This is a genomic window from Paenibacillus brasilensis, from assembly GCF_009363115.1.
GTDB classification, from domain to species: domain Bacteria; phylum Bacillota; class Bacilli; order Paenibacillales; family Paenibacillaceae; genus Paenibacillus; species Paenibacillus brasilensis.
Genome location: NZ_CP045298.1, coordinates 3,110,435 through 3,125,343, shown reverse-complemented (window position 1 = coordinate 3,125,343; position 14,909 = coordinate 3,110,435). Strand labels below are relative to the sequence as shown.

Annotated in this window: 14 protein-coding genes; all 14 read right to left on the bottom strand. The window is 50.1% G+C overall.

Annotation, left to right across the window (positions count from 1 at the left end; translation table 11 throughout):
- Positions 1-87: 87 nt before the first annotated feature.
- The gene (locus GCU48_RS14685) at positions 88-513 is read right to left on the bottom strand and encodes an OsmC family protein (RefSeq protein WP_152380487.1); all 426 of its coding nucleotides are present in this window, start codon (positions 511-513) and stop codon (positions 88-90) included.
- A 53-nt stretch (positions 514-566) separates the two neighbouring features.
- Positions 567-1,313, bottom strand: a complete 747-nt coding sequence (locus GCU48_RS14680) for an amino acid ABC transporter ATP-binding protein (RefSeq protein WP_152380486.1) — start codon at positions 1,311-1,313, stop codon at positions 567-569.
- A gap of 17 nt (positions 1,314-1,330) precedes the next feature.
- Positions 1,331-1,978 carry an amino acid ABC transporter permease gene (locus GCU48_RS14675; RefSeq protein WP_152380485.1) on the bottom strand — a complete coding sequence of 216 codons (648 nt, stop codon included), beginning with the start codon at positions 1,976-1,978 and terminating at the stop codon, positions 1,331-1,333.
- An 85-nt stretch (positions 1,979-2,063) separates the two neighbouring features.
- Positions 2,064-2,918, bottom strand: coding sequence for a substrate-binding periplasmic protein (locus GCU48_RS14670; RefSeq protein WP_152380484.1), 855 nt, complete (start codon positions 2,916-2,918; stop codon positions 2,064-2,066).
- A gap of 101 nt (positions 2,919-3,019) precedes the next feature.
- Positions 3,020-3,697 carry a TetR/AcrR family transcriptional regulator gene (locus GCU48_RS14665; RefSeq protein WP_152380483.1) on the bottom strand — a complete coding sequence of 226 codons (678 nt, stop codon included), beginning with the start codon at positions 3,695-3,697 and terminating at the stop codon, positions 3,020-3,022.
- Between the two features lie 147 nt (positions 3,698-3,844).
- Positions 3,845-5,110, bottom strand: coding sequence for a phosphoribosylamine--glycine ligase (gene purD, locus GCU48_RS14660; RefSeq protein WP_152380482.1), 1,266 nt, complete (start codon positions 5,108-5,110; stop codon positions 3,845-3,847).
- A gap of 71 nt (positions 5,111-5,181) precedes the next feature.
- Positions 5,182-6,729 (bottom strand): bifunctional phosphoribosylaminoimidazolecarboxamide formyltransferase/IMP cyclohydrolase, encoded by a 1,548-nt coding sequence (gene purH, locus GCU48_RS14655; RefSeq protein WP_025719132.1) that lies wholly within the window; start codon positions 6,727-6,729, stop codon positions 5,182-5,184.
- Between the two features lie 106 nt (positions 6,730-6,835).
- Positions 6,836-7,450: a phosphoribosylglycinamide formyltransferase gene (gene purN / locus GCU48_RS14650; RefSeq protein WP_152380481.1), complete on the bottom strand. Its 615-nt coding sequence runs from the start codon at positions 7,448-7,450 to the stop codon at positions 6,836-6,838.
- Positions 7,450-8,490 (bottom strand): phosphoribosylformylglycinamidine cyclo-ligase, encoded by a 1,041-nt coding sequence (gene purM, locus GCU48_RS14645; protein WP_152380480.1) that lies wholly within the window; start codon positions 8,488-8,490, stop codon positions 7,450-7,452. Before purM ends, purN begins: the two co-directional genes overlap by 1 nt.
- Before the next feature lie 711 nt (positions 8,491-9,201).
- A complete protein-coding gene (gene purF / locus GCU48_RS14640) occupies positions 9,202-10,683 on the bottom strand; it encodes an amidophosphoribosyltransferase (RefSeq protein WP_025719138.1) in 1,482 nt (493 codons plus the stop codon).
- A complete protein-coding gene (gene purL, locus GCU48_RS14635) occupies positions 10,668-12,911 on the bottom strand; it encodes a phosphoribosylformylglycinamidine synthase subunit PurL (protein ID WP_152380479.1) in 2,244 nt (747 codons plus the stop codon). The genes purF and purL overlap by 16 nt, the downstream gene beginning before the upstream one ends.
- A complete protein-coding gene (gene purQ / locus GCU48_RS14630) occupies positions 12,889-13,578 on the bottom strand; it encodes a phosphoribosylformylglycinamidine synthase subunit PurQ (RefSeq protein WP_025719141.1) in 690 nt (229 codons plus the stop codon). Before purQ ends, purL begins: the two co-directional genes overlap by 23 nt.
- Before the next feature lie 4 nt (positions 13,579-13,582).
- Positions 13,583-13,828: a phosphoribosylformylglycinamidine synthase subunit PurS gene (gene purS, locus GCU48_RS14625; RefSeq protein ID WP_014279841.1), complete on the bottom strand. Its 246-nt coding sequence runs from the start codon at positions 13,826-13,828 to the stop codon at positions 13,583-13,585.
- Between the two features lie 61 nt (positions 13,829-13,889).
- Complete coding sequence (locus GCU48_RS14620; protein WP_152380478.1) at positions 13,890-14,771, bottom strand: phosphoribosylaminoimidazolesuccinocarboxamide synthase; 882 nt, start codon at positions 14,769-14,771, stop codon at positions 13,890-13,892.
- Between the last annotated feature and the right edge of the window lie 138 nt (positions 14,772-14,909).

The following is a 14,909-nucleotide window of genomic DNA, read 5'->3' as shown; positions in this document are numbered from 1 at the left end:
ATTATGATTTAACATAGCCACAATAAAAAGAAAACAGAGAGCCCCCTGTATATGACACAGGCAGGCTCTCCCTGTAAGCTCCCGCACTTATGCAGGCTGCGGTACTTCAATTCCATTCAAAATGAGGTGCATGCGGATGTCCGCTTTTAAGGAATCGGATACTGCACAATATTTTTCCTTGCCCATCTGAATCGCCTTCCACACACGATAATCCGGTATATCTCCATCTACATGGAACGTCAGATCAATTGCTGTAAAGCCTGTCGGCATTTGTTCCTTGCGCGTACCTTCTGCATCAATATCAATTCGGGTAATGTCTGACAAGAAACGATCGAGAATCACCGTAATATCAATACCGATACATCCCGCCAGACCTGCCAGCAGCAGCTCCATTGGTGTCATCCCCTTACCATCGCCGCCATATGCAGCCGTAGCATCCATCCCAACCGAATAACCGGACGATCCCTCCGAAGTAAATGCGCGTTTGCCATGCCAAGTTGTAGATACTTTCATAATTAAAGCCTTCTTTCTCACTTAATAATCTATAATCAAACGTCATTCTTGTCTCAAAACTCACTAATCTGGCGCAAAAATTTTTGTGTTCTCTCGTGCCGGGGAGCCTCGAAAAATGCCTGTGGTGCAGCCTCCTCCAAAATAACACCGTCTGCCATAAATACAATCTTGTCCGCCACCTCACGGGCAAATTTCATCTCATGGGTGACGACAACCATCGTCATCCCCTCTTGAGCCAGCTCCCGCATCACGCTCAGCACTTCCCCGACCAGTTCGGGATCAAGCGCCGAGGTCGGCTCGTCGAACAGCATGATCGCCGGGTCCATCGCCAGCGCACGCGCAATGGCCACCCGTTGCTGCTGTCCACCGGACAAACGGGCAGGATGTACGTCCTGCTTGTCCGCCAGGCCCACACGCTCCAGCAACCGTTGTCCGATGGACATGGCCTGGTCGCGCGGCATTTTTTTCACCGTTACCAATCCTTCAATGACATTGCCGATGGCGGTTTTGTGCGGGTAGAAATTGAATTGCTGAAACACCATTCCCGTCTGTCTGCGAATGTTACGGATGGCTGCTTGACGTGTACGAAGAGGAGCGATGGCATCGACCTCAATCCCGTTCACTGCAAACCTGCCGGAAGACAGCTCCTCCAGACCGTTCAAGCAACGCAGCAAGGTACTTTTACCCGAGCCGCTCGGGCCAAGCAATACGACGATTTCACGAGCAGCGACCTGAAAATCAATGCTTTTCAGAACCTCTACTTCTCCGAAACGTTTACCCAATCCGTATGTTGTTATCATCTTCCATCATCTCCACCTTAATAGGCTCGAGCCAGACGCTTTTCCACCCGCTCCAGTATAGCGGAGAATCCAATGCTCATAATCCAGTACATCAGGCCAATTTCGAGCAGAAACGGCATGTAGCGCAAATACTGCGCCTGTAAAAGCTGTGCCTGACGCATCAATTCACTGACCCCGATGACCGAGACAAGCGACGTTTCCTTAAGCATACCAACAAACGTATTCCCCATCGGGGGAATCGCAATGCGTACAGCCTGTGGAAGAATGATACGCCACATCGTTTGACCAGGCGACATTCCCGTAGCATAGAGCGCTTCGGTCTGTCCCTGTGGTACGGCGAGGATCGCCCCACGGAACGTCTCCGATAAGTACGCTCCCGTGTTAATACTGAGAGCAAGACAAACAGCCGTCAGCGATCCAAACGATATTCCGTAATCATCCAGCCCATAATAAATGACCGCAATCTGCACCAGAACGGGCGTCCCCCGGATGATAGATACATAACTGCGCGACAACCACCGGACAGGGCGATTCCCCTTCAATCGTGCGACAGCTACAACCAAACCAATGATTAAGCCGAAAAGCATAGAAACAATCGTAATATACAGCGTATAATAAGCGCCCTTTAATAGAAAAGGGACGTTCTCCCACATTAATTCAAGCATCGGTTATATTCCCTTCTTTCAGACGAGTGGCCCCATGTGAGCATAAAAGCCAGGACCGGAGCCAGACGCCTGTAACAGGCTTGCGTTATTCTTTTGGCTCCTCGCTGAACCATTTTTTGAAAATTGTTTTATATGTGCCGTCTTCCTTCATTGCTTTCAGAGCCTTGTTCAAGGCTTCTTTAAGCTCAGGCGTATTCTGGTGAATGGCTACGCCCGCTTGGTCGGATTTAATCGGTTCACCCACCGCTTTAATCTGAAAGCCATTTTTATCGACAATAGGCTTGAGTGCATACAGATTGTTAATGGTTGCGTCAATGCGGCCAGAGTTAAGATCCTTTAAGGACGTAATGACATCATCATACGTTTTAATCTCAAAATCGCCTACCTTCGGCAGCACTTCGTTACGCAGATAAGACTCATCATTCGTTCCCAAGCCGACACCAATGGTTTTGCCTTTGAAATCCTCCAGCTTGGTAATATCATTGGTTTTACTGTTTACGATAATATTTACATGGTTTGTGATATAAGGCTCTGTGAAGTCAATTGCCTTTTTACGATCCTCTGTAATCGTTACCTGGCTGATCACCGCATCGAATTTTTTCTTTTGCAAGCTTGGAATCAGTCCCGAAAATTCCTGTGCTGTAAACTCCGGTTTCACTCCAATTCGCTTCGCCAATTCTTTGGCGATATCCACATCAAATCCGTCCAGTTCCTTTTTATCGTTCAAAAAATTGTACGGTGGGTAGGTCCCCATCATGCCGACCTTGATCACACCAGCCTTCTTGATCGCTTCAAGCTGATTACCCGCGACCTCATTGCTCCCCGCACCGTTACCTGTATTGGAAGCTTCCTGCTTCGTTCCGCAAGCACCCAGCACAAGGCTGAACAATGCCAGAGTCATAAGGGTGGTTACCAGAAGCCCTTTTTTACGTGTTTTCATAAATCGTTCTCTCCTGTCTGGATGTAAATGATTGAATGCATATGTGTAATTTGGCTATATATTATTTATCGCCTACTGCCCATTCATGCGATATTGACCGTCTAGCCTTGACCTAACAAGCCGTAAAATTCAAAGCTAGCCGCCTCTGCCGCCAATCTTTTAGCCGTTACCTGCCTCATATGGTCATGTGTTCCCTCGGAACCGAATAGCCAGCGTGTAATGACGCCCTCGATCATACTCATAAGTAATGCCGCCCGTAATTCGACATCCAGCTCGGCAGGCAGCATGTTCAGCTCGATTGCTCTTTCCATATTGCGCCGGAATGCCAGCTCCATTGCGGTTCTTGTCTCCCGGATACTTTGACGCACAGGTTCATCGACGCCGCTGCCGCTCAGCAGCAAGCCCATCAGATAGCGATTCTCCAAGGAAAAATCAAATAAACGGACAAACAGTGCTTCAGAAGCCTTAACCATATCAGCCAGCGTTCCCGCATCGCGGCGATAGCCCTGTCCTATCGCTGACAGTAGCTGTTCACAACCTGTAGCAATAATCTCCAGCGCCAATGCCTCTTTGCTTTTAAAATGCCAATAAAACGTGCCTTGGGCTACGCCAGCCTCCACCACAATATCTGAAATTTTCGTTTGATGGTAGCCCTGCTCAGCGAATCGCTTCAATGCAATGTGGAGAAGCTGCGTTCTACGGTCTGTTTCTTCTCCAGTACGGTCAGCAGATTGCTCATTCGCAGCGGTTTCGGACTGCTTCGCCTTCTGTGGCTGCATAGGTTCCCTCCTCCCGATTGATCAGTCAGTCAGTTTTATACTTTTAATCCTATAGGATAAGTAGACTTTTGTTAAACCAATTCCATACTGTGCGTATAACAAAAAAGAGAACCTCCGAAGAGACTCTCTTTATCTTGTAAAGCTCTGCTACAGCAATGCTTTTGCCGCAATATCCGTACGATTGTGCTTGCCTTCAAAGATAATACGTGCCGCCTGCTCGTAAGCCTTGTCCCGTGCCGCGGCAATGTCACGACCTAAGCCGACCACGCCTAATACGCGTCCGCCGTTCGTTATCCACTCCCCCTGCTCATTGATGCCTGTTCCGGCATGGAACACGATGGCTTCGTCTGCCTGATCCAGTCCGTGAATCGGTATACCTTTGGCGTAGGCTGCTGGATAGCCTCCGGAAGCCAGCACCACACACACCGCCGCTTCATCCTTCCACTCGATCTCCACCTGATCCAGCGTGCCGTTCACGGCAGCGAGAAAAATATCGAGCAGATCGGATTTTAGACGGGGCAGTACGACTTGAGTTTCCGGATCACCGAAGCGTGCGTTAAACTCAATCGTCTTCGGCTTGCCATCTGGCGAAATCATCAATCCAGCGAATAACACACCCCGGAACGGGCGCCCTTCCGCAACCATTGCTTTTGCCGTCGGCTTAATAATCGTCTCAATGGCTTCCTCAATAATGGAATCCGCTATGTGCGGCAGTGGAGAATAGGTGCCCATGCCTCCGGTGTTTGGCCCTTTATCACCATCAAAAACCGGCTTGTGGTCTTGCGCCGCTGCCATCGGACGAACCGTTTCACCATCGACAAAGGAGAGAATTGACATCTCCTGTCCGGCAAGAAATTCCTCGATCACGACCTGTGCACCCGCTTCTCCAAACACCTTCGCTACCATAATATCGGACAGAGCCTTTTCTGCCTCCTCCATCGAGAAGGCGACTGTTACCCCTTTGCCCGCTGCCAGTCCGTCTGCCTTGATGACCACCGGAATTGGCTGTTCCTTCAAATAAACATGTGCTTCCTCGTAGGTATAAAACTTGCGATAGGTTGCTGTCGGAATATGGTATTTGTGCAGCAAATCCTTCATGAAGATTTTACTACCTTCAATTTCTGCTGCATTTTTACGCGGTCCGAATACCGGAATGCCTTTCGCTTCAAAGGCATCCACAATGCCGTCAGCCAGCGGATCATCGGGGCCAACCACGACAAGTCCGACTTTTTTGGATTCTGCCAGCTCTGTTAGCGCGTCAAACTCACTCACCGGAATCGGAACGCACTCCGCTAGCTGTCCAATGCCGGCATTGCCCGGCGCACAGTAGATTTTTCCGGCCTTGGGGCTCTTCTTCAGCGCCCACACAATCGCATGCTCGCGGCCGCCCCCTCCGATAACCAAAATATCCATTCAGGTGATTCCTCCCGCTCCTATTATGATCATTCAGGTGTGAAAATGCTTTGCATCCTAACTAATGCAGCTTAGTGCTTGAAGTGACGCACGCCTGTAAAGACCATTGCAATGCCATATTCGTTAGCAACCTTGATGGATTCTTCGTCCTTGATGGAGCCGCCCGGCTGAATAACTGCCGTAATGCCAGCTTTAGCTGCCAGCTCCAGCGTATCGCCCATCGGGAAGTATGCATCGGATGCCAGGACCGCACCCTTTGTTTTTTCTCCAGCCTGTTCAATGGCAATCTTGGCCGCTCCGACACGGTTCATTTGTCCTGCACCTACGCCAATGGTCATATTGTCTGCTGCTAAGACGATGGCATTGGATTTCACATGCTTAACCACTTTCCAGCTAAACAAAAGCTGTTTCAGTTCTTCCGCGGACGGCGCACGCTCCGTTACAACTGTAAGTGCATCCGGGTCTAAAGCATGAATGTCATTTTGCTGAACAACCATGCCACCTTCAATAGAAGTCACAACAAAACGGCTCTCCGGCTGTTCAGACGGGGACATCTCACCCATATCAAGCAAACGGATATTTTTCTTTTTCGTTAAAATTTCCATCGCTTCTTTCGTAAAGCCCGGTGCCAGTACAATTTCCAAAAAGATTTCACTCAGTTTTTTGGCTGTATCCCCATCAATAATCCGGTTAGCCGCTACAATGCCGCCAAAAATGGAGGTTGGATCAGCCGCATACGCCTTGCTGTACGCTTCATAAATACTACCGCCGATTCCCACGCCGCAAGGGTTCATATGCTTCACCGCCACCACGGCTGGTTCGCTGAATTCCTTGACGATTTGCAGTGCCGCGTTAGCATCGTTGATGTTATTGTAGGATAGCTCCTTACCGTGAAGCTGCTTGGCTGTTGTCAGTGTACCTTTCGCTGCCAACGGCTGACGATAAAAGGCTGCCTGTTGATGTGGATTTTCTCCATAACGCAAATCCTGAATTTTTTCATAGGTTACCGTGTACCGCTCAGGCAATGGCTCGCCTGTTACATTCGACAAATAATCGGAAATCAAAGCGTCGTATGCAGCCGTATGACGGAAAACCTTTGCTGCCAAACGCTTGCGGGTGTTCAGCTCGGTATCGCCATCCTTGCGGATTTCTTCCAGTACGGTGCTATAGTCATCTGCATCGACCACGACACTTACAAAAGCATGATTTTTCGCCGCAGAACGCAGCATAGTTGGACCGCCGATGTCGATATTTTCAATCGCGTCCTCATAGGTTACACCGGGTTTGGCGATCGTTTCCGCAAAAGGATACAGATTCACAACGACCAGATCAATATAACCCAAGCCAAGCTCCTTCATCTGACGCTGATGCTCTTCATTATCCCGAACAGCCAGCAAGCCGCTGTGTACCGCAGGATGGAGCGTTTTAACTCGTCCGTCCATAATTTCAGGAAATCCCGTCACCTCTGAAATTCCGATAACAGGAATGCCCTCCTTCGCCAGCAAGCTACTCGTTCCCCCTGTCGAAACGATCTCCACACCTAATTTGGACAACTCGCGGCAAAACTCCACGATCCCCCGTTTATCCGATACACTAACGAGTGCTCTTTTAATAGTCACCCTGTCTCCTCCTTTAGCTCTTTATCAATTTATTTCCCGAGAAATATCGGAAAATGCTTATACAGCATTCTTGATATGACAATGATATGACAAATTACAATCATTTTTAGAGAAGTGAAACCACCTTGCGACCATCCAAATGAATTTTGCCTTGAGCCAGTCTGCTAACCACTTCCGGATAGAGCTGGCGTTCCACGGATTGAATAGCTGCAGATAACGAATCCGCTGTATCATGATCGTGTACTTCTACCACACGCTGGGCAATAATGGCCCCGGTATCCATACCTCCATCTACAAAATGAACGGTAACCCCACTGACTTTGACTCCATAAGCCAACGCCTGTCCGACAGCATCTTTCCCAGGAAATGCAGGAAGCAGTGACGGATGAATATTAATGATTTTTCCGGCGTAAGCATCGACCATGACACTGGATAACAGGCGCATGTAGCCTGCTAGCACAATGAGATCGATTGATTTCTGCTCCAGCAAAGCAACCAGTTCACGCTCATAGTCTTCTCTGGAAGCATACTCCTTGGGTCGAAACGTATGACAAGCAATACCGGCTTTCTCTGCTCTGGCTACAGCAGGGGCCGCAGGCTTGTCACAGATTAACAATTCTATGGATGCGCCGCCCAGTTCTCCTCGCGCAGCCGCATCTACCAATGACTGAAAATTCGTTCCTTCACCTGACGCAAAAACAGCAATACGGTAACCGCTCATTACACCTCGGCTCCCGTAAAGGTCACAATAGAGCTGCCTTCCGTTACCTTCCCGATCACATAGGCATCTTCGCCCTGCTCTTTCAGTGCATTCAGTGCAGTCTGTGCATCTTCCTGGCCCACAACGATGACCAATCCGATCCCCATATTAAAGGTCGTAAACATGTCTTTGTTGGAAATTGCACCTTTTTCCTGCATCAGCTGAAAAATCGGCAAAATCGGCCAAGCGCCATATTCTATATCCACATTGACGTGATCCGGCAGCACTCTCGGAATATTTTCGATAAAACCGCCACCCGTGATATGCGCCATTCCTTTAACCTTAACCTTGTCCAGCAAAGCCAAAACGGATTTTACATAGATTTTTGTTGGCTCCAGCAGTACGTCGCCCAGTTTGCCGTTCAAGCCTTCGATTTCATCATGTAAATCATAGCCTTGCTGTTCCAATAACAGCTTGCGAACCAGTGAGAATCCATTGCTATGCACTCCGCTGGAGGCCAGTCCGATTACGGTGTCTCCGGGAGCGATGGAACTGCCGTTAATGATTTTGCTCTTATCCACAATACCGACAGTGAATCCGGCAATATCATATTCACCATCGCTGTACATTCCTGGCATTTCTGCGGTTTCACCGCCGACCAGCGCACAACCTGATTGGTGGCAGCCCTCGGCGATTCCGGCGACAATGGCTTCGATTTTCTCGGGTACAACCTTGTCACAGGCGAGGTAGTCGAGGAAAAAGAGCGGCTCTGCGCCCCCAACGACAATATCGTTCACACACATCGCAACTGCATCAATACCAATGGTGTCATGACGATCCATCGCGAAAGCAAGCTTCAGCTTCGTACCGACTCCATCCGTACCGGAAACGAGTACCGGCTCCTCGTACTTATCCTTATTCAGGCCGAACAAAGCACCGAATCCGCCCAAATCCGTCAGCACTTCGGGACGGAAGGTACGCTTGACGTGCTTTTTCATCCGTTCTACTGCTTCATTACCGGCAGCGATATCTACCCCTGCGTTTTTGTATGCTTCGGACATTCATGAACACTCCTTCAAATGATTGACCCTCCTAAGTCCTCCCTAGCAGGGAGGATTCCATGGGGCTGCTCCCCCTGGACCCCTCAAGAGCCGGTCAGATGCGTAGGGTTGGGTGTTGCTTGGTGGTTGGCTCGTGCTGTGAGTCGCGTGTGTTCCTTGTGGTTGTCGGGATTTTCCCGCCAACCACAAGGACACGCTTTAGAGCGTGGCCGCCTTTGCAGCGGCGGCGGGGCACGTCCCGGACTGTTTGCTTCGCAAAGGCGGGGACGTGCCAGGGCAAAGAAGTGAGCGGCGCCAACGTGCGGCTTACTTCTTTGCCCTTTTGGGGCAGGCAGCTTCGCCCTGCCTGCTATGAGCCTCGCTTCGCTGGCTCACGGGCGGCTTTACGACCGCCCGTTAAAAACTCATGGCATGAAATAGTTATGCCATGAGTTTTTAACTGCCTTTCCTATCCTCTTCCCCGTGGGAACAGAAGAGGTACAGGCACTGCTGCAAAAGGATGCCGCCCTGAGGAACGCAGCGGGTGGACGGATTCTGGAGAAGCGAAGCGTTCGCCTTTGCCGCCGGATTCCAACCCTGTAAGGGGTTATTCCAATCCAGGAATCCAGCGGCAAGAGCGATCGGAAGAACCTTCCACACGCGGAGTGGTTCACTCAGAACCGTGCATCCCCATGCCTCCATGCACCGTTGTACCTCTTTTGTTCCCTTTTATCAACAACTACATCCGAGCTTTTCTTCGCCTTTGAAATCCACCTGAGTCGGATAATCGTTGTCGAAGCAAGCCAGACATAAGCCGCCTTTATAATCCTGCTCGTTATGTCCGCCTACAGCAGCGATCAAGCCCTCGGCGCTCATAAAGTAGAGCGAATCAGCGTTAATCTCCTGACGAATTTCCTCGACTGTTTTGGAGGAAGCGATCAGCTCCCGGCGATCCGGCGTGTCAATGCCGTAAAAGCACGGGTTTTTGAAAGGCGGTGAGGTAATACGTACATGTACCTCCAGTGCACCCGCATCCCGTAGCATATTCACGATTCGACGGGAAGTAGTCCCCCGGACGATAGAATCGTCGATCATGATAACGCGTTTGCCTTCGACTACGCGGCGCACAGCGCTCAGCTTCATTTTCACACCCTGCTCACGCAGTTCCTGACTTGGCTGGATGAACGTACGTCCGGTGTATTTATTTTTAATCATGCCCAGCTCATAGGGAATACCTGTCTGCTCGGCATAACCAATCGCTGCCGAAATACTGGAATCCGGTACCCCGGTCACCAAGTCGGCATCGACAAAAGCTTCCAAAGCCAGCTGGCTGCCCATCCGTTTGCGTGCGGCATGAAGATTAGTCCCGTTCAAATCACTGTCAGGACGAGCAAAATAAATATACTCCATTGCACACAGCGCTTTGCGCTGCTTTTCTTCCGTGTAACGGTCTTCGTGCAGTCCATTTTGATCCAGCACCAGCAGTTCACCCGGCTCGATATCACGCAGCAGCTCTGCCCCAATCGTTTCCAAAGCACAGGACTCGGAAGCAAACAGATAAGCATCTCCCAGTCTGCCCATCGTAACCGGACGCAGACCATTGGGATCAGAAGCCACGAGCAGCTTGTCGTTGGTCATGATCAGGAAGGCGAACCCACCGACGATACGTTTCAATGCATCCTTGGCAGCCTCCACCAAATCTTTGGACGACCGGGCGATCAAATGCGCGACGACCTCTGTATCGCTTGTCGTTTGAAAAATAGACCCGCCTTGCTCCAGCTCATGCCGGATTTGCAAGGCGTTTACGATATTACCGTTCGTTGCTACTGCCAAATCACCATCACGATATTTGAAAACCAAGGGCTGTGCATTCGTCAGCTTGCTGTCTCCACTTGTCGAATAGCGTACATGCCCGATAGCAATGTCGCCTGTTAGCGAAGCCATCAAGTCTTTATTAAACACTTCTTTAACAAGACCCATCCCGCGATGATAATGGAACTCATCCCCACTGCTTACACAGATGCCTGCGCTCTCCTCTCCACGATGCTGGAGCGCATGCAAGCCGTAATAGGCCAGAGAAGCTGCATCGGAGTGTCGGTATACACCAAACACGCCGCATTCCTCTTTTAATTTATCAAACAGCCCCTCTTTACCAGAGCCTTCATTATAATAATCTCCAGTCCACAACGTCCGTGCTGTTATTTCATCAGACATGGAATGACATCCTCCCAGATTTGCTTCAAGCTGGCGACTGCCTCGTTCAAAGCGGGTTGTCCGTTTACCTCAACTGTCAATTGTGTTCCTTCAACTGTACCTAATACGGTAACCGGTACTTCCAGACCACGCAGATGTGCTTCCAGCGCAGACGCCTTATCCGGCGATGCGGATAGCAGAATACGAGATTGGCTTTCGCTGAACAGAGCATGATCAGGACGCAAAGACGTTTCCACGTTAACCTGCGCTCCCAATCCGCCGCTAATACCTGATTCCGCCAGAGCTACAGCCAATCCGCCCTCTGCCAGATCGTGCGCGGACTGTACCAATCCAGTCTGGATCGCACTGAGTACCGCATTCAGAAGCTTCTTCTCCACATTCAAATCCAGCTCGGGCGGACGTCCCTCGGATACACCATGTACAACAGCCTGGAACTCACTGCCCCCCAGCTCGGCTTTCGTTTCTCCCACCAGGAAAATCACGTCGCCCTCGGCTTTGAAGCCTTGTGTCGTAATATGATCTGTATCATGTACCAGACCCACCATACCGACAACAGGCGTCGGATATATGGAACCTTTGGCATTTTCATTGTACAAGCTAACATTTCCCCCAATGACTGGGGTATCCAATACACGGCAAGCTTCTGCCATACCGTCCACAGCTTTTTCCATTTGCCAGAAAATATCCGGCTTTTCAGGGTTACCGAAGTTCAGATTGTCTGTAATCGCCAAAGGCTCGCCGCCGGAGCAGACAATGTTACGTGCTGCTTCGCTGACTGCAATCCGTCCGCCTACCTCTGGATCAAGGTATACATAACGTCCGTTACAGTCCGTAGTCATCGCGAGTCCCTTACGGGTACCGTGCACAGTCACTACAGCTGCATCCGAACCCGGACGAACGGCTGTACTGGTGCGAACCATGTAATCATACTGCTCGTATACCCATTTCTTGCTGGCTACACTTGGCGATGAAAGTACCTTTTTCAGCGCACCGTTCAAATCGGTCACTTCCGGGTAACGCAGTGTGTCAACGGCAGCATTTTGCTCGTAATAAGCAGGAACTTCGGAAGGCTTGTCGTAAATCGGGCACTCGTCTACCAGCGCCGTTACTGGCATATCGCCCACCACTTCACCGTGATGGAACAAACGCAAACGACCGTCATCCGTCACCTTGCCGACCTTGGCGCAAATAACACCCCAACGCTCGAAAATTTCAAGCGCCTGTGCTTCATCCTTAGGCTCGACAACAAACAACATACGCTCCTGTGATTCGGATAGCATCATTTCATAAGGCGTCATGCCTTCTTCACGCTGCGGTACCTGATCCAGATACAGCTCAAGACCGTTGCCCGCCTTACTTGCCATCTCGGCACTGGAGCAGGTAAGTCCCGCTGCGCCCATATCCTGAATACCCAGCACAATACCGCTGTCGATCAGCTCCAGACAGGATTCCATAACCAGCTTCTCCATAAATGGATCACCTACTTGAACCGCAGTCCGATTCGCTTCCGATTCCTCCGTCAGCTCAACCGATGCGAAGGTCGCTCCGTGAATGCCGTCACGGCCTGTCGGCGGTCCCACATAGAACACCGGGTTACCGACCCCTTTGGCAACACCACGCTGGATTTTGTCATGATCAATCAATCCAACACACATGGCGTTAACGAGCGGATTGCCTTCATAGCTTTCATCAAATACAACCTCGCCACCTACGGTTGGAATACCGATACAATTTCCATATCCCGCGATACCGGATACCACATGCTCGAACAAATATTTCACACGGTCGCTCTCCAGCTTGCCGAAACGCAGGGAGTTTAACACCGCTACAGGTCTTGCGCCCATGGAGAAAATATCACGAATGATACCGCCTACCCCAGTCGCTGCTCCCTGAAAAGGCTCTACAGCGGATGGATGGTTATGACTTTCGATTTTAAATACAACGGCCTGATTATCACCGATATCTACAATCCCTGCTCCTTCGCCAGGTCCCATCAATACTCGTGGACCACTCGTCGGAAAACGACGCAGCAACGGCTTGGAGTTTTTGTAGGCACAATGCTCTGACCACATGACACTGAACACGCCAATCTCCGTATAATTGGGCTGACGTCCCATAAATTCGCAGATCAACGCATATTCGCTGTCCGACACACCCATCTGCTGATATAGTTTATGTTCGGCAATCTGCTCTGCCGTTGGCTCCTTAGCGGACACTTGCTGCGCCATGACGATCCCTCCAAGCATTCAAAATAGATGTAAACATACGTTTGCCGTCATCCGTTCCAAGCAATGCATCCACCGCGCGTTCCGGGTGGGGCATCATGCCCAGTACATTACCTTGCTCGTTACAAATCCCCGCGATATCCGTCATGGAACCGTTTGGATTATCTTTATACGTAAATACGATCTGATTATTCGCCTGCAAACGAGCCAGCGTCTCATCATCACAGTAATAGTTACCTTCGCCGTGTGCGATCGGAATAATGATCTCTTCACCAGCAGCATAATCTTTTGTGAAAGGCGTTTTGTTATTCTCAACCTTCAACACGGTATCACGACAAAGGAACTTCATCGACAGATTACGGCGCAGAGCACCCGGCAGCAGCCCGGCTTCGGTCAAAATTTGAAAACCGTTGCAGATACCCAAAATATATTTACCCTCGGCAGCCGCTTTGGCTACTTCCTTCATCACCGGAGCAAACCGGGAAATCGCGCCACAACGCAGGTAATCTCCGTAGGAGAAGCCCCCCGGAACAAGAATACAATCGTAAGGCGACAGATCCGTCGCAGTGTGCCATACATAATCGACAGGTTCACCGACCGTGTCCTCTATCGCCTTATAGCAGTCAATATCACAGTTGGAGCCCGGAAAAACCAGAACTGCAAATTTCATGGAATTAGCCCTCCAGTTCGTAGCGGTAGTCTTCAATGACCGTATTAGCCAACAGCTTTTCGCACATCTCGATGACGCGCTTCTCTGCACTCTCGCGGTCTGTTGTATCCAGATTCAGCTCCATATACTTACCAATTCTGACACTGTCCACTTCTCCGAAACCCATAGAATGCAGCGCGCCCTGCACCGCAACCCCCTGCGGATCCAAAACGCTTTGCTTAATTGTGACATAGACCGTTGCTTTTATCATGTTCCTTCAGTTCCTCCTCCGAATGGATGAATCCTATTGGTTTTAAATCAATGATTACTATTTACTGTGCCGTCAGACGCCGCCAAATATCCGTATATCTTGCAGTTGTTTCTTCTACCACCTCAGCAGGCAACGGATCGGGCTTGCTGTTCTTGTCCCAACCGGATGATGCCAAATAGCTTCGTACCGGCTCCTTATCCATGCTGTCAATCTCCACATCCAGCTCATACTTTTCCTGTGCCCAGAAACGTGAAGAATCCGGGGTGAAAATTTCGTCAATCAAAATAACCTTCCCGTTAACAAGACCAAACTCAAACTTGCAATCAGCTAAAATGATTCCACGCTTTTCACAGAAAGCACGGGCAAATTCGTACAACGCCAAGCTTTTTTCTTCAAGCTCACCTGTTAGTTGTGCCCCGACCAGCTCTTTCATTTGGTGAAGAGAAATGTCCTCGTCGTGTCCGACGTCGTTTTTTGCAGCTGGTGTAAATAAAGGCTTGGGAAAGCGTTCATTCTTACGCAGCCCCTCCGGCAATGGAATACCGTTTACCTCACCGGTCTGCTCATACTGACGCCAGCCGCCTCCGGTAATATATCCGCGCACCACACACTCAATGTCGATGCGTTCAGCCTTCAGCGTGACCATGATCCGGTCCTTCAGCAACTCTTTATTCTGTTCGTCGATCACATGCCCGAGCTTGTTCACATCGGTGTGCACGACATGGTTTTCCAACAAGTCTTTCGTCTGCTCAAACCAGAAAGCGCTAAGCTTATTCAGTACATTTCCCTTTTCCGGTACGGGCGGCTCCAATACATAATCAAAAGCCGAAATCCGATCCGTCACAACAATCAGAAATTGCTCTCCGAGATCATACAATTCACGCACCTTGCCTTTGTACAGGAGCGGCGCATGAATCAGACCTTCGGCAGTAGACAATGACATTTCATTACACCTCTTTCAAAGAAGTTTCCCCCACCTAAATCCTCCCCTCGGGGAGGACCCCCAGGGCTGCTGCCCTCGGGACTCCCGCAAGGGTTGGTTGGTGAGCAGTGGATGATGGAGTATTGTGTAAACTGGGGT

What these genes read in the sequence shown, in the direction of transcription:
- purF (WP_025719138.1), bottom strand. Translation starts at nt 10,683, where the DNA reads ATGTCTGATGAAATAACAGCACGGACGTTGTGGACTGGAGATTATTAT.
- GCU48_RS14685 (WP_152380487.1), bottom strand. Translation starts at nt 513, where the DNA reads ATGAAAGTATCTACAACTTGGCATGGCAAACGCGCATTTACTTCGGAG.
- GCU48_RS14620 (WP_152380478.1), bottom strand. Translation starts at nt 14,771, where the DNA reads ATGTCATTGTCTACTGCCGAAGGTCTGATTCATGCGCCGCTCCTGTAC.
- purD (WP_152380482.1), bottom strand. Translation starts at nt 5,110, where the DNA reads ATGGATATTTTGGTTATCGGAGGGGGCGGCCGCGAGCATGCGATTGTG.
- purM (WP_152380480.1), bottom strand. Translation starts at nt 8,490, where the DNA reads ATGTCCGAAGCATACAAAAACGCAGGGGTAGATATCGCTGCCGGTAAT.
- GCU48_RS14670 (WP_152380484.1), bottom strand. Translation starts at nt 2,918, where the DNA reads ATGAAAACACGTAAAAAAGGGCTTCTGGTAACCACCCTTATGACTCTG.
- purN (WP_152380481.1), bottom strand. Translation starts at nt 7,450, where the DNA reads ATGAGCGGTTACCGTATTGCTGTTTTTGCGTCAGGTGAAGGAACGAAT.
- GCU48_RS14680 (WP_152380486.1), bottom strand. Translation starts at nt 1,313, where the DNA reads ATGATAACAACATACGGATTGGGTAAACGTTTCGGAGAAGTAGAGGTT.
- purQ (WP_025719141.1), bottom strand. Translation starts at nt 13,578, where the DNA reads ATGAAATTTGCAGTTCTGGTTTTTCCGGGCTCCAACTGTGATATTGAC.
- purS (WP_014279841.1), bottom strand. Translation starts at nt 13,828, where the DNA reads ATGATAAAAGCAACGGTCTATGTCACAATTAAGCAAAGCGTTTTGGAT.
- GCU48_RS14665 (WP_152380483.1), bottom strand. Translation starts at nt 3,697, where the DNA reads ATGCAGCCACAGAAGGCGAAGCAGTCCGAAACCGCTGCGAATGAGCAA.
- purL (WP_152380479.1), bottom strand. Translation starts at nt 12,911, where the DNA reads ATGGCGCAGCAAGTGTCCGCTAAGGAGCCAACGGCAGAGCAGATTGCC.
- GCU48_RS14675 (WP_152380485.1), bottom strand. Translation starts at nt 1,978, where the DNA reads ATGCTTGAATTAATGTGGGAGAACGTCCCTTTTCTATTAAAGGGCGCT.